Origin of the sequence: Cryobacterium sp. TMT2-15-1 (assembly GCF_004402345.1) — a bacterium.
Classification (GTDB): Bacteria; Actinomycetota; Actinomycetes; order Actinomycetales; family Microbacteriaceae; genus Cryobacterium; species Cryobacterium sandaracinum.
The window spans coordinates 41,977-65,849 of sequence record NZ_SOGD01000039.1 but is presented as its reverse complement, the minus strand read 5'-3'; the positions used below and the strand labels follow the sequence as shown (position 1 = coordinate 65,849).

Sequence of the window (23,873 nt, the reverse complement as noted above, 5' to 3'; positions counted from 1 at the left end):
GCCGGGCCGCGCGGCACCCGCAGGCGGCGGGCCGAGGGGGCGGGTCCCGCCGTCGAGCCGCTCCACCGACACGGGAGTCTCGCGCAGCAGGCCGAGGGGGCGGGCGAGCCCGACCAGGCCCGCCGCGGTCGTCGTGACACCGAGCAGGCCGAGGCCCTCGTCGCCGAGGGCCAGTGACACCGGAAACGGCACCCCGGCACGACCGGTGGCCGCGTCGTCGGCCGAGGAGACGATCACCCGCACCGCCTCGACCAAAACCGGGTTGGTCAGGGCCCGCGGATGCGCGTGTACCCAGGCGCCGATCTCGGCGGGCGCGTCTCCCGGACGCCGGCCGGTGAGCAGACCGCCGAGCACCAGCCCCACTACGCCGACCGTGAGTCCGGGCACGGCCGCGAGGGCCAGAAGAGGTGCCAGCAGCCCGAGGGTGGAGCCCAGCCAGGCCCCGGAGAGGCTTGCTCCCCAGTCCCGCAGGCGCTCGGCCCTGCCGTAGCCCTCCGCCGCCGCGATGAGAGCGTCGGCGAGGGTCTGGCTGCGCTCCGCGACTCGCTCCAGGGCGGAGCGGGCCGCGAACACGTTCATCCCGGCGTTGGGCAGGCTCATCACCGGACCGAGGGGCTGGTCCGAATTCAGTGCCTGGATGCGTGCCACCCGCACCAGCCAGTCCTCGGCGTCGCCCTGAAGCAGCCGCAGCCGCACCGCCTCGGCCAGCAGCGTGTCGGTGGCGACGAGCGTGCTCCCGCCGCCGGACAGGATCAGGGTGTCGCCGTGGCCGCCAGGCCGCTCCCCCGTCATCGCTCCGCCCGGGGCGGAGCCGGGCCGGGTGCCCGGGCCGGGACCGGCGCCCGGGTACGGGCCTCGGCTTCGGCCTCGGCCAGAGTAGCCCCAACCTGATCGATCGCGGCCACCACCTCGGTGAGGGCGGCGTCGAGGAGCCCGGCGGCTCGGCGGAGCTCGCCGGCGAGATCGCTGCGCTGGCGATCGTAGCCCCGCTGGGCCTCTGAGCGCCACGAGCCGGTCAAATCGCCGGCCGTGAGCTGGCCCGCCGCCCTGTCGACGTCGTCGCGCAGCAGGCGCAGCAGCATCCGTCGCTGCCGAAGTTCGTCCAGGCGCGCCTCCAGCGCGTAGTGAGTCACGATCGTGCAAGTCGAGCTGGTGCCGCCCGGAATCTCCATCTCCGCCCTTCTGCGCGCTGCGGATTCGCTGCCAGTGAGCGTGCCACCCCCGGCAGACGAGGTCGCTGCGAATCCGAGAGTTCACGGAACATGCCGCACGGCGGCGGCTGGGGAGGGGGCCGGGTGCAACACAATGGGGAGATGGACATTGTGTCGATCACACCCGATGAGTCGACACCGTTCCGCATTATTTTCGTCTGCACCGGAAACATCTGCCGTTCGCCGATGGCCGAAGTCATGCTTCGCGACCTGATCACCCGCTCCGGCCTGGGTCGCTTGATCACCACCAGCTCCGCCGGCACCGGCGACTGGCATGTCGGCGAGCAGGCGGATCAGCGCACGATCGCCGCCCTGGCCACCCGCGGCTACGACGGCAGGCATCATCGGGCCCGCCAGTTCGACCCCGAGTGGTTTGCCGACCTCGACCTCGTCGTGGTGCTCGACCGCGCCCAGGAACGGATTCTGCGCAACTGGGCCACGACCGAGCGTGACCGCAGCAAGGTGCGCCTGCTGCTCAGTTTCGATGCGGCCCAGGCTGCCCTGCTGGACGTTCCCGACCCCTACTATTCCGACGATGCTTTCTTTGACACGGTTCTTGGCATGATTGAGAGCGCAAATGAAGCGCTCTTCGCGCAACTTGCACCCGCAATCCGACAGGGAGACCGATGAGTCCATTACCGCCCCAGGTCCTCAGCCCACTCGATGGCCGCTACCGCGCCGCCGTCACCGAACTGGGCGAGTACCTATCCGAGGCAGGTCTCAACCGGGCCCGGGTGCAGGTCGAGGTGGAGTGGCTGATCACCCTCACCGACCGCAGCCTGTTCGGCTCCGTGCCGCTGAACGCCGAGCAGAAGCTCGGCCTGCGCGCTCTGGTCACCGACTTCGGCCAGACCGAGATCGACGAGTTGGCCGTGCTGGAAGCCACCACCCGGCACGACGTGAAGGCCGTCGAGTACCTCGTGCGCCGCCGCCTGAGCACGCTGGGCCTCGACCACATCAGCGAGCTCACCCACTTCGCCGCCACCAGCGAGGACATCAACAACCTGTCCTACGCACTGACCGTGAGCGACGCCGTGCGCGAGGTCTGGCTGCCCAAGTTTCGCGCCGTCATCGGCGCCCTGCGCCTGCGCGCCCTCGAATACCGCGCCGATTCCATGCTGGCCCGCACACACGGCCAGCCGGCGACACCCACCACGGTGGGAAAGGAGCTCGCGGTCTTCGTCTACCGGCTCGAACGCCTGGTCCAGCAGGTCGAGGACAGCGAGTACCTGGGCAAATTCAGCGGTGCCACCGGCACCTTTGCCGCCCACGTCGCGGCCGATCCCGCCGTCGACTGGCCGGCCGTGTCGCGCGGCTTCGTCGAGGGCCTCGGGCTCACCTGGAACCCGCTGACCACCCAGATCGAGTCCCACGATTGGCAGGCCGAGCTCTACTCGCGCGTCTCCCACGCGAACCGGGTGCTGCACAACCTGGCGACGGATGTCTGGACCTACATCTCGCTCGGCTACTTCCGCCAGATCCCGCAGGTCGGGGCCACCGGCTCATCGACCATGCCGCACAAGATCAACCCCATCCGTTTCGAGAATGCGGAGGCCAACCTCGAGCTGTCCAGCGCGATCCTCGACTCGCTCGCGGCGACACTGGTGACCTCGCGGCTGCAGCGCGACCTGACCGACTCCACCACCCAGCGCAACATCGGCGTGGGCTTCGGGCACTCCCTGCTCGCCCTCGACAACATTCTGCGCGGCCTCGGCGAAATCGACATCGACCGCGCCATGCTCGCCCGGGACCTCGACGCCAACTGGGAGATCCTCGGCGAGGCGATCCAGACCGTGATCCGCGCCGAGGTGTCGGCGGGGCGCTCTACGATCGAGGACCCCTACGCCCTGCTCAAGGAGCTCACCCGGGGCAAGCGGATCAACCGGGACGATCTGGTGGACTTCGTCACCGGACTGGAGATCGGCGACGCCGCCAAGGCGCGACTGCTCGCGCTGACCCCGGGCAGCTACGTGGGTCTCGCGGACCCGCTTCTCGACTACCTGACCTAGCGGCTGCGCGGGTGCTGCGCCGCTCCGCTGGTGGCGTGCCACCTGCGCAGCGGCGCACCTCACGCGCGGCGTCAGAATGCTCGTGGCGTCGGAGTACGCACGGCGCCTCAGTTCAGAGGCCCCGGTCCTGCTCGTCGAGGTCGGACCTCTCGGCCGGGTTCGGCTTCATGCCGAGCACGAGCATCGCGATCACGACGAGCACGAGGATGAACGTGCCACCGAAACCGATCAACGCCAGCACCACGTCCCGGGTGCTCATCAGCACGACCAGGCCGAGGAACACGGCCATCACGGCCGAGAAGCCGACGAGCTCGATCGGCTTGAGCTTCTCGGAACGGCTGGGCGTGCGCGGGGTGTTCTGGGTCACAGGGTGTCCGAATCGTTGGGTGAGGCCGTGAGGGCGCGGGCGGCATCCGTGCCGGACCACTTGAGGGAAAACCCGGCGATGGCGAGGTAGACGCCGAGCATCACGAGGTAGGCGCCGAACAGGCCGACCGATACCACTGCGTTGGGCGGCAGCAGCAGGAAGATCACGGCCAGCAGGACGGTGACGGCGCCGACCAGCAGCCAGTCACGGTCGGCCGGGTCGCGCCGACGCGCACGGATGCCGCTGTACAGCTCGAGGAAACCGGTCACCGCCGCCCAGACCGAGACCAGGAAGAGGAAGAAACCGAGTCCGCCCGCGTGGAAGAGCAGCGCGAGGAGGCCGGCGACGACACCTACTGCGCCCTGCACCACAAAGAGGGACCGCTCCCGCGGATCGGCCAGCATGCGCCGGCTGAGCAGACCCACCGTGAGGCCGCTGAGTAGCGCGAAGGCGCCGAACACGAAAAGGCCGAATTCCGCCGAATGATCGGCGTTGAAGGTGATCGCGGCCGCCGGCACAAGGGTGAGGGCGGCCCGCAGCACCGGCACCGGCCAGTACCGGCCGGTGGAGGAGTGTGGAGCCTGGGCGTTCGCCACGCGGCGACCTCTTTCATTGCGGGTTGAGACGGATACAGTCTACGCGGGCGGCCCTGGCCGCCCGCTGGGCCCCGGTGCGCAGATCGGTCAGAACAGGGTGTCGCCGATGTAGCCGTCCGTCGCGCATCCCGGCGGAATCGCGAACACCGCGGAACCGATCGGGGTGGTCCACTGGTTGAGCAGGTCGAGGGTGTCGAGGCGCTGTTGGATGGGCACGAACTGCGCGTCGACATCCGCCTGGAAACACGCGAACAGCAGTCCGGAGTTGGAGACGCCGGAACCCTGAGGCGCGTCGTCATAGTTGTAGCCGCGGCGGTGGATGCGCTGGGACCGGTCCTCCGACCGGGCCCGACGCAGGTGGGAGTACTCGGGGATGACCGGGAACCCGAGCGCGTTCGTCGCCGTGAAGTCGGGCTCGTCGCACTCCTTCGTGCCCGTGAGCGGCGCCCCGACGGCGAGAGTGCGTCCGACCGCGGACTCGCGGCCCGAGCGGTCGAGCCCATCCCACGTGTCGAGGTTCATGCTGATCCGACGCAGGACGAGGCTGGTTCCACCGACCAGCCAGCCGGGACCGGAGGCCGTGCCCCAGACCAAGGCATTGAAGTCGGCCGTTCCGGCGGCCGGGTTCGCGGTGCCGTCCACCTGGCCGAACAGGTTGCGCATGGTGGTGCCGGGCATCTCCGAACCGGCCGCTCGGCGGAAGCCGGACTGAACCCACCGCACCGACGCGAAGGAGCGCAGGTCCTTCAGTAGCATTCGGGTGGCATGGGCGACCGTCATCGGGTCGTCGGCGGCGATCTGCAGCAGCAGGTCACCGTCGTTCCACTCCGGCTGGAGCCGGTCGATCGTGAATGCGGGCAGGGGCCTCAGCCAGCCGGGAGCCTCTCCCCCGGTGACGGCGACGAGGCCGGGGCCGAAGCCGAAGGTGACCGTCAGCCGGGCCGGCACGACGGCCAGCTCGGGTTCCGAGTCGGCTAGGGCGCCCTCGCCCTGGGTGAGCCGGGCGGCATCGTCGGTCAGGATGCGCATCATCCGCCGCAGCGCGGCCCGGTCGATCTGCGCGAGCAGGTTGAGCGCCACGAACGTGACCTGGGTTTGCGGGTCGGTGTCCACCCCGGCCTGGTGCACTCCGAAGAAGGGCACGGCGTCGGTGCCGCGAAAGAGCGGCACCGACGGAGCCGTAGAACCGCCGATCCCGGCCTGGGCCACGCGGTCGATGCCCATGGCTCCGGCCGCACCGATCCCGGCGGCGGCACCACCCAGAAGAAGGTGGCGCCGGCTGAGCCGGCGGCCCGACTGCGCGGACGGTTCGGACGGTCCGCTCCGTTCACTCTCTGTGAGAGAACTCACTGGTTGTCGGTATCCATGTCCGTTTCGGTGTCGCCCTCGTATGTTTCGTTGGCGCCGGTGTAGTCCTTCACCGGGGCCGAGAAGTCCAGGCTCGACCCGTCGGCGAGGTCGAGGGTGAAGGCGGCCTCATCGCCGGCGGCGAGCGGGCCGGTGAGCCCCATCAGCATGATGTGACGGCCGCCAGGGACGAGTTCAATGGAGCCGCCGGCCGGCACCACGAAGCCATCCGGATTCTCCTGCATGACCATGTCGCCGGCGTCGTTGGCGACGGTTTCGTGAAGTTCGATCATCGAGGCCGCGGAAGTCTCGGCTGAGACGACCGTGATGTCGTCGGGTCCGGAGTTCTCGAGCAGGCCAAAGGCGCCGGTCATGCCGGACTCGCTCGCCTTGACCCAGGCATCCGTCATGGTCAGGGTGTCGGCCGAGGTGGCGTTGTCGGTCGTCGCCGCGGGTGCCTCGGTCGCGCCGGCGCAGCCCGAGAGGGCCAGCATCAGAGCGGCGGCGGCAACGACGAGGCGGGTGGGAACGGTGTTGAGCTTCATGAGCGGTTCTCCTGGTGTGGTGCATTGGGTGGTCGGGAAACGATGCGGTGTGTCAGGTGCTTCAGGTGCTTCAGGTGCTTCAGGTTTTTCACGGGTTGCCGCGGCGCCTGGCTCGCCAGGCAATGAACAGAGCGACGGCGGCCAGCCCTCCGAGGGCACCGAGGAGACCCACCGCGACCACCGGGAGTCCCGTTCCGTCGGCGGTCTCTTCCGAGGCGGCGGATGCCGCCTCGCCGGACGGGTCCGGCGACGCGGTTGCACCCGCGGTCGACTGCGACCGGGGCTGGGCCGCGGCGCCCACGGTGAAGGCGAAGGCGCCAGAGACCGGGTGACCGTCGGCGGACACGACCCGCCAGCGCACGTCGTAGGCACCGTCAGGCAGGTCAGCCGCCACCGGCTGAATGGCCTGCGGCCCGTCGAGCCGCATGTCGCCCTCTGCCCAGTTCTTGTCCTCGGTATCGACGACCATGACGATGGCGCCGACCTCGAGGATGTCGTCCGTGAACGTGATGACGATCTCGGCGGGAGCGAGGTCGACGTTCTCACCGTCGGCCGGCACGGTCAACGCCACCTGGTCGTGCGCATCGGCCGCCGGAGCCACTGGGCTGTATATGGACAGAGCGATCACGGCCAGGGTCAGGAAAACGGCTGCTGCCGGGCGTCGCGGTAGGGCAAAAATCATTGGAATCTCCGATTCGTGGAGGGAAGAGATGGATCGGTGCGACGGCGGATTCACCGCGCACAGACGTGCCGGTGGCCGGGTGCGCAGACGCCGACGACCTCACCGAGGTCGAACGGAATCGTTCGGGCCAGGTGTCAAAGCGTCCGCGGGTCAGCAGGTCAGCGGGTCAGCGGGTCGCGCGCAGGGTGCAGCGCATCGGGATCAGAGCGCACGGGTGAGAAGGTCAGAGCCTCACTGTGCCAGGGCGCGCAGGGGCGGACCGCGGCGGAGCACACTGGAGAGCAGTACGCCGAGATCGGCCGAAACGAAGACCCGGCGGAAAGCAGGGCGCACCGTCGCCGCATCCGTTCCGATCTGCGCCGGAGCGAGGCGTTCGATCAAGACCGCGATGAGACGGATCGTCGTCTCCTCGAGCAGCGCCCAGAACGACTTCTCGCCGCGGTACAGGGCGGCGATGGTGACGAGGGCGGCCAGGGCGTGTGCCACCCACATCCAGCCACCAGGCAGGGCGCCGACCGCGTGCATCACGTGGGGGGTCGCGTCGGCCAGGGTGACGGCGCCGTGATGGGAGGTGCTCGTCATCGTCGCGCGCGAGGCCCCGCCGAGGCCGAATAGAACGTGCAGCAGAAGCTGGCTGACCCCGACGGAGAGGGAGAGGCGCAGCAGAGACAAGCTTGTGCCGGCCAACAGCACGGACGCGATCCCCGCGAAGGCGAGGGCCAGACCCACGCTGAGCCAGCCGGGAGCGTTGCCGCCGCCGGCGATGTGCGAGAGGGCGGCCGCGAAGACGGCGACGGATGCGGTCAGCCAGCCACGACCAAATCGCGCCCACCTGCTCGTCATGGCTCTCCCTCGCACCGGAACCGCCCCGATCGGGGTCAGGGTCGAGTCCCTGACTGAACCCTACCGCCCTGACCTGTGCGCCGGGGCCGGGCGGGCGCCGAACTCAGAGCGCGTTGACCGCGCCGAGCACCTTCGTCAGAGAGTCCTTGGCGTCGCCGAACAGCAGCGTCGTCCTCGGGTCGTAGAGCAGCTCGTTCTCGATGCCGGCGAAACCGGGACGCATCGACCGTTTGAGGAACACCACCTGCCGGGCATCACCGACGTCGAGGATCGGCATGCCGTAGATCGGCGAGCCGGGCGACGTCTTCGCGGCCGGGTTGACCACGTCGTTGGCGCCGACGACGAGGGCGACATCCGTGTTCTTGAACTCGGGGTTGACCTCGGCCATCTCCTTGAGCGCCTCATAGGGCACATTCGCCTCGGCGAGAAGCACGTTCATGTGCCCGGGCATGCGCCCGGCCACCGGGTGGATGGCGAAGACGACCTCGATGCCGCGCGCCTCGAGGGTGGTGGCGAGTTCGGCGATGGTGTGCTGGCCCTGCGCCACGGCGAGGCCATAGCCGGGCACGATGACCACGCGCTGGGCGTAGTTGAGCAGCACGGCGACGTCTTCCGCATTGGAGCTGCGCACGGGCCGGTCGCTCTGGGCGGTCGACCCGGCGGTGGAACCGCCCTTGAACGCCCCGAACAGGATCCCGCTCACGCCGCGACCCATGGCGGATGCCATCGCCCGGGTCAGGATCGTGCCGCTGGCGCCCACGAGGGTGCCGGCCACCACGAGGAGCAGGTTGCCGAGGACGATGCCGGAGGCCGCGACGGCCAGACCGGTGAAGGCGTTGAGCAGGGAAATCACGATCGGCACGTCGGCCCCGCCGACGGGGAGCACGAGCAGCGCCCCGACGAGCAGTCCCAGGACGAGCAGGCCGATAGCCCAACCGGCCGCACCGGTGGCGACGACGAAGCCTCCGGCCACAAGGGCGGCCAGCACGATGCCGCCCATCACGATCGCGAGGCCCGGGAAGATGAGCGGCCTGGAGCTGATCAGACCCTGCAGCTTGCCGACGGTGACCGCGGAGCCGGAGAACGAGACGGCGCCGATGAGCATCGTGAAGACCACGGCCACCTTGCTCCACGGGCTGTCGGTGCTGCCGAGCTCCAGCACGGCGACCAGTGCCGCGGCACCGCCGCCGACGCCGTTGAACAGCGCGACGAGCTGGGGCATCTGCGTCATCTCCACGCGCCGCGAGATCGGGGCGGCGATCGCCGACCCCACCGCGATGGCGATGATGATGGCCGGGATGTTCTCGATCCGGGCGGAGAGGAAGACGGTGATCACGGCCAGCAGCGCGCCGGCGGCCCCGATCAGGTTGCCGCGGCGGGCGGTCTTCGGCGAGGAGAGCCCGCGCAGGGCCAGGATGAAACAGACCGCGGCGATCAGGTAGAGCAGGCTGGTCCACTCGGGGCTGAGCAGGCTCATTTCGTCGCGTCCTTCGGATCGGTCTTCGGGCCGGCGCCGGCCGGTTTGCGGGGGGCGAACATTTTGAGCATCCGGTCGGTCACGACGAAGCCGCCGACGAGATTCGCGGTGGCCATCACCACGGCGAGCAGGGCGACCGCGAGCAGCCACGGCTCCAGGGTCTGCCCGGCGACGATGATGGCGCCGATCAGGATGATGCCGTGGATGGCGTTCGCCCCGCTCATCAGTGGGGTGTGCAGGGTGCTCGAGACCTTCGAGACGACCTCGAAGCCGACGAAGACCGCCAGCACGACGACGGTCAGTAGGGTGATCGGATCCATCAGTGTTCTCCTGTCGCGGCGTCGGCCACGGCGGCGGCCGTGGGTTCGTGCCGGATGGTGCCGTCATGCGTCAGGCAGGCTCCGGCGACGACCTCGTCCGTGAAATCGGGCGTCACCGTGCGGTCGACGGTCATCAAAGCGAGCAGGTTGGCCACGTTCTTGGCGAAAAGCCGCGAGGCGTCCGCCGGCATCGTGGAGGGGGCGTCCTTCATGCCCACGAGCGTGACGGAGCCGTCACCGGCCTGGGTGGGCACCAGGGTGTCCACACCGGCGAGAACACCCTCGACGTTCCCGCCGGTCTCGGCGGCCAGGTCGATCACGACCGAGCCCGGACGCATCGCGGCCACCATCTCGTGCGTGACGAGCAGCGGGGCCGCGCGACCGGGGATGGCCGCCGTCGTGATCATGACGTCGGCTGCGGCCACGTAGGGTGCGAGCAGTTCGCGCTGGCGCACGGCACGGTCTTCGCTCAGTTCCCGGGCGTAGCCACCCGCACCCTCGACGGCGTCCAGGTCGAGGTCGACGAAGGTGCCGCCCATGGAGGTGACCTCATCGGCCGAGGCCGGGCGCACGTCGTAGGCCGAGACCCGGGCACCCAGGCGCTTGGCCGTGGCGATGGCCTGCAGTCCGGCCACGCCGGCCCCGAGCACGAGCACTCGTGCCGGCGGAATCGTGCCGGCTGCGGTCATGTAGAGCGGGAAGAAGCGGGGGAATCGGATGGCCGCCTCGAGCACCACGCGGTAGCCGGAGACCAGCGATTGGGACGTGAGCGCGTCCATCGACTGGGCGCGCGAGATGCGCGGGACCAGCTCGAGGGCGAAGGCCGTCGCGCCGGCCGTGGCCAGGGCGGCGACGGTGGCCAGCTCGGAGGCCGGCGACGCCAGGCCGACCGTGATCGTGCCGGGGCGGAGAGTAGCCGCGAACTCCGGGGCGAGGGGGCGCACGTGGCAGTAGACATCGAGGTCGCCCGGGGTGAGGTGCGTCACAACGGCGGCACCGGCATCCGTGTAGGCGGCGTCGCCGTGACCGGAAGGGGCGCCCGCACCGGACTCAACCAGCACCTCGAGTCCAAGGGTGGTGAGCTGGGTTACTGTCTCGGGGGTCGCCGCGACGCGGCGCTCACCCTGCAGGCGTTCTCGTCCGATGCCGACTCTCACGCGCGTCTCCTTCGTGGCGAACGGCCACGAGCGAGAACGGACCGATCCGAACGCTTGCGCGGCACTTTCGTCCCCGTTCGTAGCGTAGTGGGATTCGCGTGCCGCCCGGAGAATATGACCGCGCTGGGGTGGGTATCAGGCGCCCGGCACCATATCGGCGAAGCGGGAGTAATGGCCGTGGAACGCGACCGTGACGGTGCGCGTGGGGCCGTTACGGTGCTTGGCGACGATCAGGTCCGCCTCGCCGGCACGCGGATTGTCCTTCTCGTACGCGCTCTCGCGGTGCAGCAGGATGACCATGTCGGCGTCCTGCTCGAGCGAACCGGACTCGCGCAGGTCTGAGATGGCCGGCATCTTGTCCGCGCGCTGTTCGGGACCACGGTTGAGCTGGGAGAGGGCGATGACGGGAACCTGTAGCTCCTTGGCCATCAACTTGAGCGCGCGGGAGAACTCACTGACCTCCTGCTGGCGCGACTCGACCTTCTTGCCCGACGTCATCAGCTGCAGGTAGTCGATGATGACCATCTTGAGGCCGACCCGTTGCTTCAGCCGGCGGCACTTGGCCCGGATCTCGACCAGGGTCATGTTGGGGCTGTCGTCGATGTAAAGCGGGGCGTCGTTGATACGACCGCGGGTGGCGGCAATGGTGGTCCAGTCGCGCGCGTCGACGGCGCCCTTGCGCATGCTCTGCAAGGGCACGGATGCTTCGGCCGCGAGCAGACGCATCGCGATTTCGCTGCGGCCCATTTCCAGGGAGAAGAAAATGCTGGGCATGTCGTGCTTGATGGAGGCTGCCCGGGCGAAGTCGAGGGCGAGCGTGGACTTACCCAGCGCCGGACGGGCCGCCACGATGATCAGCTGGCCGGGATGGAAGCCGTTGGTCAGCTCGTCCATATCGGCGAAGCCGGTGGGGACACCGGTCATCTGACCGTCCTTGAGCTTGGCAGCCTCGATCTCCTCGATCGCGGCTGTGACCGCATCGGTCAGCGGCACATAGTCTTCGGTTTCGCTGCCACCCGTGACGGCATAGACCTCGGCCTGGGCGGTATTGACCAGATCCAACACCTCGCCCTCACCCGAATAACCCATCTGGGCGATGCGGGTGCCGACCTCGACGAGGCGCCGGAGGAGGGCGCGCTCGGCGACGATCGAAGAGTAGAAACCGGCGTTGGCCGCGGTCGGCACGAGGCTCGTGAGCGTGTGCAAGTAGTCGGCGCCGCCGGCCCGGGATAGTTCGCCGAGCTTGGTGAGCTCGTCGGTGACGGCGATGACGTCGGTCGGCTCGCCCTGCGCGTAGAGCGACAGAATCGCGTCGAAGATGATCTCGTGCTTGGGAATGTAAAAGTCTGCGGCGCGCACGGTCTCGACGACGTCGGCGACGGCATCCTTGCTCAGCATCATGCCGCCGAGCGCGCTCTGCTCGGCCAGGAGGTCGTGCGGGAGCGTGCGCTCGGTGTGCCGGGCTTCCAGTCCGCCGCGTGAGTCTGCCCCGCGCTTGTCCGCCAGACCCAAGTGAGAGATCGACACTTGTGCCTCCTTTACTCGTGGTGCAGTTCTATCAGGGCCCACCGACATCGCTGCCGGGCACTGTGCATACCCCGATTGCGGCCGCGTGCTCACCATACGGACCCGGCTCGGCGGAGAACAAACCACCCTGTGGATAAGCCTGTGGAGAATCTGGGCGAAACGCCGCGTGTCTTGTGCACAAGCTGTGGAATCAACTGTGGACAACTTAAGTTTTTCAGCAGATAAATACCATTTGATCAGGCATTAATTCTATTCACAACGATGTGAAGAAAACCTGTCTAAAGTACGTGTTGAATCTTGTCGAGGTGTGGGAAAACCTGTGTACAGCACCTCATGTTCTGGGACTGAAATCACCCCCAATTGGGTGTGCGGCATCGCTTAAACAGGTGTGGCGGTGGGTTCCTTTCGGAACCCACCGCCACACGGGTGCACAGCTGTAACGCTTACTTGGCAGCTACCACCAGCAGTGTGATGGTCGCACTCAGTTCGTCACGAAGGCGAACCGTTGCCTGGTGCTCACCCGTCATCTTGATCGGGCTGAGCTCGATTTTGCGCCTGTCGAGGGCACCGAGACCCGCTGCGGCAACTGCATCCGCAACATCCGTGGTCTTGACGGAGCCGAAAAGGCGTCCGCCTTCGCCGGCCTTGACGACCAACTTGACCTTGGCGTTCTCGAGTGCAGCCTTGAGGGCCTGCGCCTCCTCGAGGGTGGCGTGCTCGCGGGCTACGCGAGCGGCCTTGATCTGCTGAATCTGCTTCTCGCCACCGCGAGTCCAGGAAACAGCAAATCCCTGCGGGTAGAGGTAGTTGCGGGCGTACCCGTTCTTGACCTCGACGATGTCACCGGGTGCACCGAGGCCGGAGACCTCGTGCGTCAGAATGATTTTTGACATGAGGTGTCCTACCTGCCTGAACCGGCGTAGGGCAGCAGCGCCATTTCGCGAGCGTTCTTGACGGCGCGGGCGATGAGACGCTGCTCCTGAACGGAAACACCGGTGATACGACGGGCGCGGATCTTTCCACGCTCGGAGATGAACTTGCGGAGGGTGGGGACATCTTTGTAATCGATGACACCAACCCGGATCGACTTCGCGGGAGCGGCATTCTTGCCACCCTTAGCACCGCGGAGCGGCTTGCGGCGGTCGCCGCTCGACTTTCCAGCCATGATTTCCTTACTTTCTCAAAGAAGTGTTTTTCAGCCAACAGCCTGTACGGCTCGGCTTAGAAGGGTGTCTCGTCGCTGAAGTTTCCCGGAGTGTTCCAGACATCTCCACCGGTGTTCGCGGCGGGGGCGCTGGCAGCCCAGGGCTCGTCGTTCGAGGCAACGGCAGGTGAGCCACCGCCTCGAGGAGAAGACGAGGACTGCGCGCGAGTGAGCTGAGCGGTGGCGTATTTCAGCGAAGGACCGATTTCATCGATCTCGAGCTCCATGCTCGTTCGCTTCTCGCCTTCCTTCGTCTCATACGAACGCTGCTTGAGACGCCCGGAAGCGATGACACGGGTACCCTTGGTCAGTGAACCAGCTACGTGCTCGGCGAATTCACGCCAAACGCTCGCGCGCAGGAAGAGCGACTCGCCATCTTTCCACTCACTGGTCGCGCGATCGAAATTGCGCGGAGTGGATGCGATGGTGAAGTTGGCAACCGCCAGCCCGTTCTGCGTATACCGCAGCTCGGGATCGCTGGTCAGGTTGCCCACCACGGTAATTACGGTCTCGCCGGCCACGGGCTACTTGTCGCTTGCCTTGTCGGCGGACGCGGCCGGGGCGGGAGCAACAGCTTCTGCCGTGGCAGAAGCGTCGACAACCGGGGCTTCGACCTTGGCCGGAGCAGCCTTGACCGCGGCGGCAGCAGCTGCCGATGCTGGCTTCACGGACGCGGCGACCTTGGCGGTCGGGGCGGCAGCGGCGGCTTCAGCCTTCGCAGCGATTACCTTCGGGTTGGCTGCCTTGCGGGCGGCCTTCTCGGCGGCAAGCTTGCTTGCGACGGCAACCTGGGCAATGCCTTCTTCTGCGCGCAGAACTTTGGTGCGCATGACGGCTTCCGACAGCTTCAGCTGGCGGTCGAGCTCGGCCGTGGCAGAAGCGTTGGCGGTGAAGTCGACAACGGCGTAGATGCCTTCGGACTTCTTGTTGATCTCGTAAGCGAGACGGCGGCGACCCCAAACGTCAACCTTGTCAATGCTTCCACCATCGTTGCGAACAACGTTGAGGAACTTGTCAAGGCTGGGAGCTACGGTGCGCTCATCGATCTCGGGATCGAGGATAACCATCAACTCGTACTGATGCATGACTAACCCACCTCCTTCGGACTAAACGGCTGCAGAATCTCTGCAACAGGAGGGTTGTGCATGTGTTGTGAGCGGAGGCCGGGAATCCGGCGCACAGACAACCTGCCAAGGCTACCGGAAACGGCGGCCCTCCGCCACCGCCTCCGCCCGTTCACCCGGATGGCGCCCTCGTCGCCGCCGAGTCCATCACCGCTGTCGCGAGAATCGCCAACTGTGTCGACCATCGTCGTTCTATCGGCGATGGTCGGCAGGAACGGCGACGGTCGCTTCACCTGTTGGGGTATTTCCTTGGTTCGGACGCAGTCCGGCGGCGAGCAGGAGCCGCTTCAGGCTCTCTCGGCGGAGCGCTTCCGCCCAGATCCAGCGCTCCATTCCGTGCCCCGTCCCGCGAAGCCGGTCCTCGTGAAGCTTTTCTGACCACACGACTTCTTCACTGGTACGCCCGTTCATGAGGGCGCGGGAATCCGCACAGGTGAATCTGTCCCCGGCTGAGGGACTCGCCCACCGAACCGGATCGATTGTCGCCGAAGACAATGGCGATCCGAGCGGCTCGTGCCCCACGCGTTGGTCCGTCGGAGTCGGGTCGATCAAGCGGGATGTCGCGGTCGATCCCGAACGCAGCCGTGCCGTTCGGAGGTGGCCCTCGTCGGGCCATCTGCCGAGGAGGGGCAGTCCCCACAAAACAGCAGCCGATTCGTGAGAGTAGACGGGCTGGGACTTTCTGGTGGCTTCCACAGCGCGCATACGCAAGAAGTACCGATCACGATCGCTGATGGTGTCCCGGCCGGTCGCGTCAACGGCAACGCCACGTCGTAGGCGAACGGCGTGACCGGACCCGACCAGCCGTTGAACAGGACGCCCATCGCTGCCGAGAAACCGAGCGTCACGACCGAGATACAGTGGCCGCCAGTCATGCGGGGAGTTGGGATTCATAGCGCCATGCTGGTGGTGCGGCCAACTGGCTCCGATCGCAAGGGCGGCTCCTGTGTCCAAGATCGGCGGCGGAGGTCCTGTGGAGGAATAGTCACACCTCCGCTCGCGAAATGCCACCGCATCTCGAGTCTCACCTCGGCGAAGAGTTGGCCCCGGAAGGCGCCGGGAGGGCCTACTGTGCGCGCTCGGCCCACCAGGCGATCAGGCGGCGGGTGGCCTCGTCTTCGCCGAGCGGCCCGTCATCCAGCCGCTGCTCGAGCAGGTACCGGTAGGCCTCGCCGACGTCACGGCCCGGACCCACGCCGAGGACGGCCATGATCTGCTCACCGTCAAGATCGGGGCGCACCGCCGCCATCTCTTCCTGTTCGTTCAGCTCCGTGATGCGCTGTTCCAGGTCGTCGTAGGCGAAGCCGAGCCGGTCCGCCTTGCGGCGGTTACGGGTGGTGACGTCCGCACGGGTCACGATGTGCAGTCGTTCGAGCTGGTCGCCGGCGTCCCGCACGTAGCGCCGCACCGCGGAGTCCGTCCAGGCACCCTCGGTGTAGCCGAAAAAACGCAGGTGCAGTTCGATCAGGCGTGCCACGGCGGCAATAGTGTCGTTGTCGAAACGGAGGGCCTGTAGCCGCTTCTTCGCCAGCTTCGCGCCGACCAGGTCGTGGTGGTGGAAACTGACCACGCCGCCCGGCTCGAGCTTGCGGGTCGCGGGCTTGCCGATGTCGTGGAGCAGCGCCGCCAGGCGCACGATCAGGTCGGGGCCGTCGAAGCTGCCGCGGGACTTCTCGTAGCCGATGGCCTGGTCCAGCACCGTCAGGGTGTGCTGGTAGACATCCTTGTGGTGGTGGTGCTCGTCGACTTCGAGGCGCAGGGCGGGGATCTCCGGCAGCACCCGGCTGCAGAGCCCGGAGTCCACCAGCAGTTCGAGCCCGGCATGCGGATTGTCCGCACACAGCAGCTTCGAGAGCTCGTCGCCGATGCGCTCGGCTGAGATATTACGGATGCGGTCCGCCATCGCTTGCATCGCTTCCGCGGTGTCGGCGTGGAGGGCGAATCCGAGCTGGGCGGTGAACCGGGCCGCCCGCATCATGCGCAGCGGGTCGTCGCCGAACGAGATCTCCGGGGAAATCGGCGTGCGCAGAATACCGGCCAGGAGGTCATCGATGCCGTTCGCGGGGTCGACCAGAGTCAGCCCCGGCAGGCGCAGAGCCAGCGCGTTCACCGTGAAATCGCGGCGCAGCAGGTCGTCCTCCAGGCGGTGGCCGTAAACCACCTTGGGCTTGCGGGTCTGGCCGTCGTAGCTGTCCGACCGGTAGGTCGTGATCTCCACCTTTTCGCCGGCGATTTGGGCGCCGATCGTTCCGAAGGCGCGGCCGATATCCCAGTGGGCATCCGAGATCGGCTTCACGAGGTGCAGGATCTGGTCCGGCGTGGCATCCGTCGTGAAATCGAGGTCGTTGAACGGCCGGTCGAGGAAGGCGTCGCGGACCGGTCCGCCGACGAGGGCCAATTCGTGTCCAGCCGTCTGGAACGCGGTCGCCAATCGGGAAACGGTCGGGGTGGCAGCCAGGTCGCCCAGTCGCTTGAGGGCTGTCGCAACGCTCTGCATGACCCCCATGTTAGTTGGTGAAGCTACGCCGGCTGCCCCCGTGCGGCGTTACCCCCGCGTCGAAGCCGTAGAATCCCGTACATGGTGGCCGAGTCTGTTCTCAAGCGTCGGCCCGCGCTCCCTGGAGCGATGCGCGGCCTCTGGTCACGCACGAAGAGGCCGATCGGCGCCGTTCTGATCGGCCTGCTGGCCGGAGTTCTGCCGGTCGCCTCCGCCGGTCTGCCCGCATCCGCGACCACGTCTGAAACCACATCGGCATCTGCCCCGACGGCGAAGACCCCCGCCGCCGTAAGGGCCAATGCGGTGAACCTGAGCGTGGCACCCGCCACACTGGCGCCCCTCCAGGCCGGCCAGGACCTCACCGTCACCGTCACCGTCGAGAACGCGACCCCTGACACCATCTCTCCGGGCACCATCAACCTCTTCCTCGCGGAACGGGCCCTGATCAGCCGCAACGCCCTCAACAGCTGGCTGGATCCGGAGAAGAACAGCAAACCCGGCGATCTCATGCTGAGCGAGCCCACGACGGCGTCCATTCAGCCGGACAGCACCGAGATCTTCACCTTGACCGTGCCGGCCGGCTCCGTGGGCCTCACCAGCGGCAACGCCTGGGGTGCCCGCGGCATTGCCGCCACCCTGAGCACAGACGACAGGGTGCGGGCCGAGGGCCGAGGCACCTTCGTCTGGTATTCCGACGAAGAGGTCACCCCCGTCAACATGTCGGTGATCATGCCGATCACCGTCCCCGCGCAATCGACGGGCCTGATTACGTCAAAAGCACTGGAAACCTTCACGGCGCCGACCGGTGTTCTGAGCCGCCAGCTCGACGGCGTGGTCGGACGCCCGGTAACCATTGCCATTGACCCGCTGATCCTTGTTTCCATCCGAATCCTCGGTTCGGCGGCACCGCCCGGCGCAATCGCGTGGCTGAACCGGCTGGACGAGGCTCCGAATGATATATTCCCGCTCAGCTATGCAGATGCCGACCTTGCCCTGCAGGCTCAAGCCGGCACCGGGCCGCTGCTGACGCCCACCACGTTCGACCAGGCGATCGACCCTGCCTTGTTCGCCGCGACCGACCAGCCCGTGCCGCCGAACTCCGACCCTGCCCTCCCGCCAGGCACCGAGACACCGGCGCCGACAACGGACCAGCCCGCACCCCCCAGCGATGGCACACCACCCACCACGAAAGAGTTGCTTGCTTGGGAATATAGCGCCACTGACATCGGCTGGCCGGCCGAGGGTGACGTTGCGAGTGCAGACCTGGACGTTTTCGCGGCCAGTGGCCTCAACACAACTATTTTGGGCGGATCGAACGCATCCGGGGCCGCCGGCGACTTCACCCCGAATGCAACCCTTGATCTCGGCACCGGCCACGGTTCGGGTCTGGTCGTCGACGACCCGCTGGCTGCCGCCCTGCGCACTGCCGCGGCGGCGACGACGGATGTCGCGTGGCGCGAAGCCATGTCCCAGGTCAGCTCGCAGCTGGCGGTCGTCTCGGCCGAGCGCCCCGGAACCGCGCGCACCCTCCTGGCCACTTTCGACCGCGGGTGGCCGCCCAGCGCGGACCGACTCACCGAGACCATCGACGCGCTGGCCGGCTTGCGGTGGTACGCGCCGTCCACCCTGCCGGAGGTGCGGGCATCCGTCCCAGCCGAAGAGGTCGAGTTTGACAGCCAGGCCGAGCCGGAGGATCGCGTGGCCCTGGCCGCCGAGCTCTTCGAGGCCGATAAGACGGTCACCGACTTTTCCTCCGTACTGTCCGACCCGGCGATCGTCACAGGCACGCAGCGCCTGGACCTGATGGCCCTGCTGTCCAATTCCTGGGCATCCCAGGAGGCCAGTTGGGCGGATGCCGTCGGCACCAGCCTCGCGAACTCCGCGGCGCTCGTGGGCTCCATCACGGTCGCGACCAAGGGCCCCATCAACGTGGTCGGCAGCCAGGTCGACATACCGGTGACCCTGGACAATGCCCTGAGCCAGGCCGTGACGGTGATGGTTCAGGTCGTTCCCTCCAACGGGCGCCTCCTGGTCGGCGAGGCGGTGGAGTCCACCATCGAAGCCCAATCCGCCCGCACCGTGACCATCCCGGTGACGGCCGCAGTGGGAAACGGCGCCGTCACCCTGCGCGTGACCCTGCTCACTCCGGCGGGAACGGTCATCTCGCAACCCGCACTCATCCCGATCAACGTGCGCGCGGACTGGGAAGGCCTCGGATCCCTCCTGTTCGCCGCGTTCGTGGTGCTGTTCTTCGGGTTCGGGGTGTGGCGCAACATTCTGCGCCGCCGACGGGAACGTGCCGAAACTGAGACTGCGGACGCCCCTGAGCCAGAGGCAGAACCGGCCACAGTCCCTGACACCGGAGCACACCCAGGAGAAGAGCCCGAATCCGGGGCCGCCGACGCTGCGCCCGGCCCGCTGAACCCCGACAGCACGGCCGATGCCCCAACGGAGCCCCGTGCCTAAGACCGACAGCATCGGCCGGGCGAGCGCGTTCCTCGCCTCCGGAACCATTGTTTCTCGCATCCTCGGCTTCGTGAAGCTGATCGTGCTGGCGGGGGTGATCGGCCAGGTCGGTCAGAGCACCAACGCCTTCGCCGTGGCGAATCAGCTTCCGAACACGGTCTACGTCATCGTGGCCGGTGGGGTGCTGACGGCCGTCCTGGTGCCGCAGATCGTGCGCGCCAGCCTGCACGCCGACGGTGGCACGGCGTACATCAACAAACTCCTCACGCTGGCCCTGGTGATCCTCGCCGCGACCACCATCGCAGCCACCGCGCTTGCTCCACTGTTGACCCTGATCTACGGGTCCAACATGAAGCCGGATTCGCTGGCCCTCGCCACGGCGTTCGCCTTCTGGTGCCTGCCACAAATCTTTTTCTACGGCCTGTATACGGTCCTCGGAGAGGTCCTGAACGCCCGCAAGTCCTTCGGCCCGTTCACCTGGGTTCCCGTACTCAACAACGTCGTGGCAATCGCGGGCCTGCTCACCTTTTCGGCGCTCTACGGAGCCGACCCGAACGGGACCCGGCTGGCCACCGCGTTCACGCCCGCGATGATCGCCGTCCTCGCCGGGAGCGCCACGCTCGGCGTCGTGCTGCAGGCGGTCGTCCTGTTCTATTTCTGGCACCGCATCGGTCTGCGCTTCCGCCCCGACTTCCGCTTCCGCGGCGTCGGTCTCGGCGTGGCCGGCCGGATGGCGAGCTGGACCTTTGGGATGCTCCTGCTGACCACCCTGGCCGGCGTCGTCGAGACCCGGGTGGTCACCCTCGCCGGCGACTCCGACGCCTCGGTCGCCGCACTCAACACGGCCTGGCTCATCTTCATGCTCCCGCATTCGGTGATTACCGTCTCGGTCGCCACCGCCTACTTCACCCGGATGAGCGAGCACGCCTCGGTGGGCAAGCTGGCCCTGGTCAGAACGGATGCCTCCTCCGCCATCCGCGGCACCACCCTGATCATCGTGCTCGCCTCCGCCGTCATCGCGGTCTGCGCCTACCCGTTCGCCCGGGTCTTCGTCGCCCCCTACGACCAGGTACAGAGCATCGGCAACGTCATCGTCGCCTACGTGCTCGGCCTCGTCGCGTTCTGCGTCCTGTTCGTCGTACAACGCACCTTCTACGCGCTCGGCGACACCCGTACGCCGTTCTACTTCACCCTGTTCCAGGTGACGCTGGTCATCATCGGCGTCCTTGCCTGCTCGCTCCTGCCCAGCGCCTGGATCGCAGCGGGCGTCGCACTCACGGTCACCGTGTCCGGCATCGCGCAGGCCCTGCTGGCGGCAGGGCTGCTCCGTGTGCGCCTCGGCGGCATCGACGGCCGGCGCATCCTGCGCAGCCTCGTGAAGTACTTCGTCGCGGCTGTGCCCGCGATCACGGCCGGCGTTCTCCTCCTGCTCGTGCTTGGCGGCACCCAGGAGGCCGGATTCGCCCTGTCCGGGAAGTTCCAGGCCGTTCTCACCATGATCGTCATCGGCCTCGCCATGTCAGGCGTCTACTTCGGCCTGCTGCTCCTCATGCGCACCGCTGAGCTGCGCGGCTTCATCGACCCGCTGATCGACCGCATCCGTCGTCGCTGACCGGTCCCCAGCCGGCGTGGAATAGCATCCGATTAGGATGTGTTGTATCCGGCAGCGAGGCAATCGAGATCGCTTCCCCCATAATCTGAAGGAGTCTACGCGTGCGTCAGATCATCATCATCGGCTCCGGACCGGCCGGTTTCACGGCCGCGATCTATGCCGCCCGGGCGAACCTGAAGCCGCTTCTGATCGCAAGTTCGGTCGAGGCCGGCGGCGAACTGATGAACACAACCGAGGTGGAGAACTACCCGGGCTTCCCCGACGGCATCCAGGGACCGGAACTGATGTCCAAGATGCAGGAGCAGGCCGAGCGGTTCGGCACCGAGGTCGCCTATGACGATGTCACCGAGCTCGAGCTTTCCGGCGACACCAAGACCATCACTCTGGGCAGCGGCGAGAAGCACGAAGCCCTCGCCGTGATTTTTGCCACGGGTTCCGCCTACCGCAAGCTGGGCCTGGACGACGAAGAGCGCCTATCCGGCCGCGGCGTTTCCTGGTGCGCCACCTGCGACGGCTTCTTCTTCAAGGAGAAGACGATCGCCGTGATCGGAGGCGGCGACTCCGCGATGGAAGAGGCCACCTTCCTCACCCGCTTCGCCAGCAAGGTCTACGTCGTGCACCGCAAGGACACCCTGCGGGCCTCCAAAATCATGCAGGACCGTGCGTTCGCCAATCCCAAGATTGAATTCCTCTGGAACTCCCAGGTCGTCGGCATCACCGGCACGGATGCCGTCGACGGCCTGGTTCTGCGCAACACCGTCTCGGGTGACGAAACCTTGCTCCCTCTCGGCGGAATCTTCGTGGCCATCGGCAACGACCCGCGCACGCACCTCGTGCACACCAAGCTCGACTTGACCCCCGAAGGCACCATCGCCGTCGCCGGTCGCAGCTCGAAAACCAGCCAGACCGGTGTTTTCGCCGCCGGGGACGTGATCGACCCGACCTATCGCCAGGCGGTAACCGCAGCGGCCTCCGGAACCGTCGCCGCACTCGACGCGGAGCACTACCTGGCCTCGCTTCCCGAGGACCTGCTGGCCAGCGCCGGCGAACCCGCACTCGCATAACCCCTCACCGAAGTCACCTAACCCTCAACTAAGGAGTAACCACATGTCTGCACGCGCCGTCACCGACGTCACCTTCGACCAGGAAGTCATCAACAACGAAAAGACCGTTCTGGTGGACTTCTGGGCGGAATGGTGTGGCCCGTGTCGCGCCGTCAGCCCGATCCTCGACCAGATTGCCAGCGAGAACGCTGACAAGCTCGACATCGTCAAGCTGAACGTCGACGACTTCCCGGCGCTGGCCGCCAAGTACCAGATCACCTCCATCCCGGCGATGAAGGTGTTCCAGAAGGGCGAGGTCGTCAAGACCGTCATCGGCGCCAAGCCGAAGGTCGCCCTCGAGAAGGATTTGGCCGCCTACCTGGCCTAACCGGCCCTGCCTCTTCCGAGGCCCCGACCCGTCCGGCTCACGCCGGGCGGGTTTTTTGGGATTCGGGCCGGATGGTACCGACCGCATACGATTGAAACCTCACCAGATCGGAAGTGACGTGACAGCGAAGCGCTCCCCCCAGACCGGCAACAACCTCGACCCGTGGTACCACCACTACGCCGAGCGAGCCGCGGGGTTGCGCGCCTCCGAGGTCAGGGCTCTCTTCGCGGTCGCCTCCCGCCCCGAGGTCGTCTCACTGGCCGGTGGCATGCCCTTCGTGGCCGCCCTACCGCCCGACCTGGTCATCAACGCCATGGACCGGGTCATGCGCCAGCAGGGCCCCGTGGCTCTCCAATACGGCTCTGGTCAGGGTGTTCCCGTTCTGAGGGAGCAGATACTCGAGGTGATGGGGCTTGAAGGCATCCGTGCGCACGCAGACGATGTCGTCGTGACGACAGGGTCCCAGCATGCCCTCGAATTGGTCAGTAAGCTTTTTCTCGACCCGGGCGACGTGGTGCTCTCGGAGGGCCCCAGCTACGTCACGGCCATGGTCATCTTCAAGTCCTATCAGGCCGAGGTCGAGCACGTTCCTATGGACGAGCACGGCCTCATTCCCGAAGCGCTCCGCCAGCACATCCAGCGCCTCAAGGCAGCCGGCAAGACCATCAAGTTCCTGTATACGATCCCGAACTTCCATAACCCGGCCGGAGTGACCCTCAGCTGGGCCCGTCGCCTCGAGATCCTCGCGATCGCCCGGGCGAACGACATCCTGGTGTTGGAAGACAACCCCTACGGCCTGCTCTACTTCGACCAGCCGGCACCGGATGCGATGCGCTCGCTCGAAGAGGACGGAGTCGTCTACCTGGGCACGTTTTCCAAGACCCTCGCCCCGGGCTTCCGGGTCGGTTGGGCGCTGGCCCCGCACGCCATCCGGGAGAAGTTGGTGCTTGCCAACGAGGCCGCGGTGCTCTCCCCCAGCTCGTTCAGCCAGCTGGTGATTTCCGAGTACCTGGCGACGTCCGATTGGAAGGGCCAGATCAACACCTTCCGCGGGGTCTACCACGAGCGCAAGAACGCACTGCTGGACGCCCTGGAAGAGTACCTGCCCGGCCTCACCTGGACCAATCCGAACGGAGGGTTCTACGTCTGGGTCACTCTCCCAGAGGGACTGGACTCCAAGGCCATGCTGCCGCGGGCGGTCAAGGAACTCGTGGCGTACACGCCCGGCACCGCGTTCTTCGCCGACGGCGACGGGCGGCGCAACATGCGCCTTTCGTTCTGCTACCCGACGCCGGATCACATCCGGGTCGGAATCCGTCGCCTTGCATCCGTCCTCCGTGATGAACTCGACCTGCTCGAGACCTTCGCCGGCACCGGTTCCCTGAACCCGCTGCGCGCAGAAGGCCGCTTCAACTCCCCGCCCCCCGACATTTCGTAGTTCGTCTTCCTCGGTATCCA

General features: G+C 67.2%; 23 protein-coding genes and 1 pseudogene. 7 read left to right on the top strand and 17 right to left on the bottom strand.

Annotation, left to right across the window (positions count from 1 at the left end):
- Both E3O62_RS11315 and E3O62_RS11310 read right to left on the bottom strand, forming a co-directional pair.
- Positions 1-792, bottom strand: a 792-nt coding sequence (locus E3O62_RS11315; protein WP_198413787.1) for a hypothetical protein, incomplete at its 3' end; no start/stop codon positions are given.
- Entirely contained in the window at positions 789-1,133 is a 345-nt protein-coding gene (locus E3O62_RS11310; protein ID WP_134398560.1) for a hypothetical protein, read from the bottom strand. The genes E3O62_RS11315 and E3O62_RS11310, both read right to left, overlap by 4 nt.
- Positions 1,134-1,313: 180 nt before the next feature.
- Between E3O62_RS11310 and E3O62_RS11305 the strand changes: the two genes are divergently transcribed.
- The gene (locus E3O62_RS11305; protein ID WP_134398559.1) at positions 1,314-1,841 is read left to right on the top strand and encodes a low molecular weight protein-tyrosine-phosphatase; all 528 of its coding nucleotides are present in this window, start codon (positions 1,314-1,316) and stop codon (positions 1,839-1,841) included.
- A complete protein-coding gene (purB, locus tag E3O62_RS11300) occupies positions 1,838-3,220 on the top strand; it encodes an adenylosuccinate lyase (protein WP_134398558.1) in 1,383 nt (460 codons plus the stop codon). Before E3O62_RS11305 ends, purB begins: the two co-directional genes overlap by 4 nt.
- Before the next feature lie 112 nt (positions 3,221-3,332).
- Here purB and E3O62_RS11295 read toward each other — a convergent pair whose 3' ends face one another.
- The 15 genes and pseudogenes from E3O62_RS11295 to E3O62_RS11225 form a co-directional block, all read right to left on the bottom strand.
- On the bottom strand, positions 3,333-3,587 hold the full coding sequence (locus E3O62_RS11295) for a hypothetical protein (RefSeq protein WP_104099765.1): 255 nt from the start codon (positions 3,585-3,587) through the stop codon (positions 3,333-3,335).
- Positions 3,584-4,183, bottom strand: coding sequence for a DUF308 domain-containing protein (locus E3O62_RS11290; RefSeq protein WP_134394382.1), 600 nt, complete (start codon positions 4,181-4,183; stop codon positions 3,584-3,586). Before E3O62_RS11290 ends, E3O62_RS11295 begins: the two co-directional genes overlap by 4 nt.
- A gap of 87 nt (positions 4,184-4,270) precedes the next feature.
- The gene (locus E3O62_RS11285) at positions 4,271-5,533 is read right to left on the bottom strand and encodes a Dyp-type peroxidase (protein WP_370448919.1); all 1,263 of its coding nucleotides are present in this window, start codon (positions 5,531-5,533) and stop codon (positions 4,271-4,273) included.
- Entirely contained in the window at positions 5,530-6,075 is a 546-nt protein-coding gene (locus E3O62_RS11280; protein ID WP_134394381.1) for a copper chaperone PCu(A)C, read from the bottom strand. Before E3O62_RS11280 ends, E3O62_RS11285 begins: the two co-directional genes overlap by 4 nt.
- A gap of 88 nt (positions 6,076-6,163) precedes the next feature.
- A complete protein-coding gene (locus tag E3O62_RS11275) occupies positions 6,164-6,757 on the bottom strand; it encodes a copper resistance protein CopC (protein ID WP_134394380.1) in 594 nt (197 codons plus the stop codon).
- A gap of 231 nt (positions 6,758-6,988) precedes the next feature.
- A complete protein-coding gene (locus E3O62_RS11270; RefSeq protein WP_134398557.1) occupies positions 6,989-7,600 on the bottom strand; it encodes a hypothetical protein in 612 nt (203 codons plus the stop codon).
- Between the two features lie 103 nt (positions 7,601-7,703).
- Positions 7,704-9,077, bottom strand: coding sequence for an NAD(P)(+) transhydrogenase (Re/Si-specific) subunit beta (locus tag E3O62_RS11265; protein WP_134398556.1), 1,374 nt, complete (start codon positions 9,075-9,077; stop codon positions 7,704-7,706).
- On the bottom strand, positions 9,074-9,397 hold the full coding sequence (locus E3O62_RS11260; protein WP_104099771.1) for an NAD(P) transhydrogenase subunit alpha: 324 nt from the start codon (positions 9,395-9,397) through the stop codon (positions 9,074-9,076). Before E3O62_RS11260 ends, E3O62_RS11265 begins: the two co-directional genes overlap by 4 nt.
- Positions 9,397-10,554 (bottom strand): NAD(P) transhydrogenase subunit alpha, encoded by a 1,158-nt coding sequence (locus tag E3O62_RS11255; protein ID WP_134398555.1) that lies wholly within the window; start codon positions 10,552-10,554, stop codon positions 9,397-9,399. Before E3O62_RS11255 ends, E3O62_RS11260 begins: the two co-directional genes overlap by 1 nt.
- A gap of 135 nt (positions 10,555-10,689) precedes the next feature.
- The gene (dnaB, locus tag E3O62_RS11250; protein WP_104100664.1) at positions 10,690-12,081 is read right to left on the bottom strand and encodes a replicative DNA helicase; all 1,392 of its coding nucleotides are present in this window, start codon (positions 12,079-12,081) and stop codon (positions 10,690-10,692) included.
- Between the two features lie 443 nt (positions 12,082-12,524).
- Positions 12,525-12,974 (bottom strand): 50S ribosomal protein L9, encoded by a 450-nt coding sequence (gene rplI / locus E3O62_RS11245; RefSeq protein ID WP_104100663.1) that lies wholly within the window; start codon positions 12,972-12,974, stop codon positions 12,525-12,527.
- A gap of 8 nt (positions 12,975-12,982) precedes the next feature.
- Positions 12,983-13,246, bottom strand: coding sequence for a 30S ribosomal protein S18 (rpsR, locus tag E3O62_RS11240; RefSeq protein ID WP_035835236.1), 264 nt, complete (start codon positions 13,244-13,246; stop codon positions 12,983-12,985).
- A 56-nt stretch (positions 13,247-13,302) separates the two neighbouring features.
- Positions 13,303-13,806, bottom strand: a complete 504-nt coding sequence (locus E3O62_RS11235) for a single-stranded DNA-binding protein (RefSeq protein WP_104100662.1) — start codon at positions 13,804-13,806, stop codon at positions 13,303-13,305.
- Positions 13,807-14,001: 195 nt separating this feature from the next.
- Positions 14,002-14,370 (bottom strand): annotated as a pseudogene (gene rpsF, locus E3O62_RS11230) (30S ribosomal protein S6); the annotation flags it as partial.
- Positions 14,371-15,475: 1,105 nt separating this feature from the next.
- Positions 15,476-16,906: a CCA tRNA nucleotidyltransferase gene (locus E3O62_RS11225; protein ID WP_134398554.1), complete on the bottom strand. Its 1,431-nt coding sequence runs from the start codon at positions 16,904-16,906 to the stop codon at positions 15,476-15,478.
- An 81-nt stretch (positions 16,907-16,987) separates the two neighbouring features.
- Here E3O62_RS11225 and E3O62_RS11220 point away from each other — a divergent pair, with 81 nt between their 5' ends.
- The 5 genes from E3O62_RS11220 (at position 16,988) to E3O62_RS11200 (ending at position 23,853) form a co-directional block, all read left to right on the top strand.
- The gene (locus tag E3O62_RS11220) at positions 16,988-19,372 is read left to right on the top strand and encodes a DUF6049 family protein (protein WP_134398553.1); all 2,385 of its coding nucleotides are present in this window, start codon (positions 16,988-16,990) and stop codon (positions 19,370-19,372) included.
- Positions 19,365-20,984: a murein biosynthesis integral membrane protein MurJ gene (murJ, locus tag E3O62_RS11215; RefSeq protein ID WP_370448918.1), complete on the top strand. Its 1,620-nt coding sequence runs from the start codon at positions 19,365-19,367 to the stop codon at positions 20,982-20,984. The genes E3O62_RS11220 and murJ overlap by 8 nt, the downstream gene beginning before the upstream one ends.
- Positions 20,985-21,085: 101 nt before the next feature.
- Entirely contained in the window at positions 21,086-22,048 is a 963-nt protein-coding gene (gene trxB, locus E3O62_RS11210) for a thioredoxin-disulfide reductase (RefSeq protein WP_134398551.1), read from the top strand.
- Positions 22,049-22,091: 43 nt separating this feature from the next.
- Entirely contained in the window at positions 22,092-22,415 is a 324-nt protein-coding gene (gene trxA / locus E3O62_RS11205) for a thioredoxin (RefSeq protein WP_104100656.1), read from the top strand.
- A gap of 118 nt (positions 22,416-22,533) precedes the next feature.
- A complete protein-coding gene (locus tag E3O62_RS11200) occupies positions 22,534-23,853 on the top strand; it encodes a PLP-dependent aminotransferase family protein (RefSeq protein ID WP_134398550.1) in 1,320 nt (439 codons plus the stop codon).
- The last annotated feature ends 20 nt before the right edge of the window (positions 23,854-23,873 follow it).

Bases quoted from the DNA above. Each gene is read 5' to 3' on its own strand.
- E3O62_RS11280 (WP_134394381.1), bottom strand. From the start codon at position 6,075: ATGAAGCTCAACACCGTTCCCACCCGCCTCGTCGTTGCCGCCGCCGCT.
- rpsR (WP_035835236.1), bottom strand. From the start codon at position 13,246: ATGGCTGGAAAGTCGAGCGGCGACCGCCGCAAGCCGCTCCGCGGTGCT.
- trxA (WP_104100656.1), top strand. From the start codon at position 22,092: ATGTCTGCACGCGCCGTCACCGACGTCACCTTCGACCAGGAAGTCATC.
- E3O62_RS11220 (WP_134398553.1), top strand. From the start codon at position 16,988: ATGGTGGCCGAGTCTGTTCTCAAGCGTCGGCCCGCGCTCCCTGGAGCG.
- purB (WP_134398558.1), top strand. From the start codon at position 1,838: ATGAGTCCATTACCGCCCCAGGTCCTCAGCCCACTCGATGGCCGCTAC.
- E3O62_RS11260 (WP_104099771.1), bottom strand. From the start codon at position 9,397: ATGGATCCGATCACCCTACTGACCGTCGTCGTGCTGGCGGTCTTCGTC.
- E3O62_RS11275 (WP_134394380.1), bottom strand. From the start codon at position 6,757: ATGATTTTTGCCCTACCGCGACGCCCGGCAGCAGCCGTTTTCCTGACC.
- E3O62_RS11225 (WP_134398554.1), bottom strand. From the start codon at position 16,906: ATGCAGAGCGTTGCGACAGCCCTCAAGCGACTGGGCGACCTGGCTGCC.
- E3O62_RS11265 (WP_134398556.1), bottom strand. From the start codon at position 9,077: ATGAGCCTGCTCAGCCCCGAGTGGACCAGCCTGCTCTACCTGATCGCC.
- rplI (WP_104100663.1), bottom strand. From the start codon at position 12,974: ATGTCAAAAATCATTCTGACGCACGAGGTCTCCGGCCTCGGTGCACCC.
- E3O62_RS11270 (WP_134398557.1), bottom strand. From the start codon at position 7,600: ATGACGAGCAGGTGGGCGCGATTTGGTCGTGGCTGGCTGACCGCATCC.
- E3O62_RS11305 (WP_134398559.1), top strand. From the start codon at position 1,314: ATGGACATTGTGTCGATCACACCCGATGAGTCGACACCGTTCCGCATT.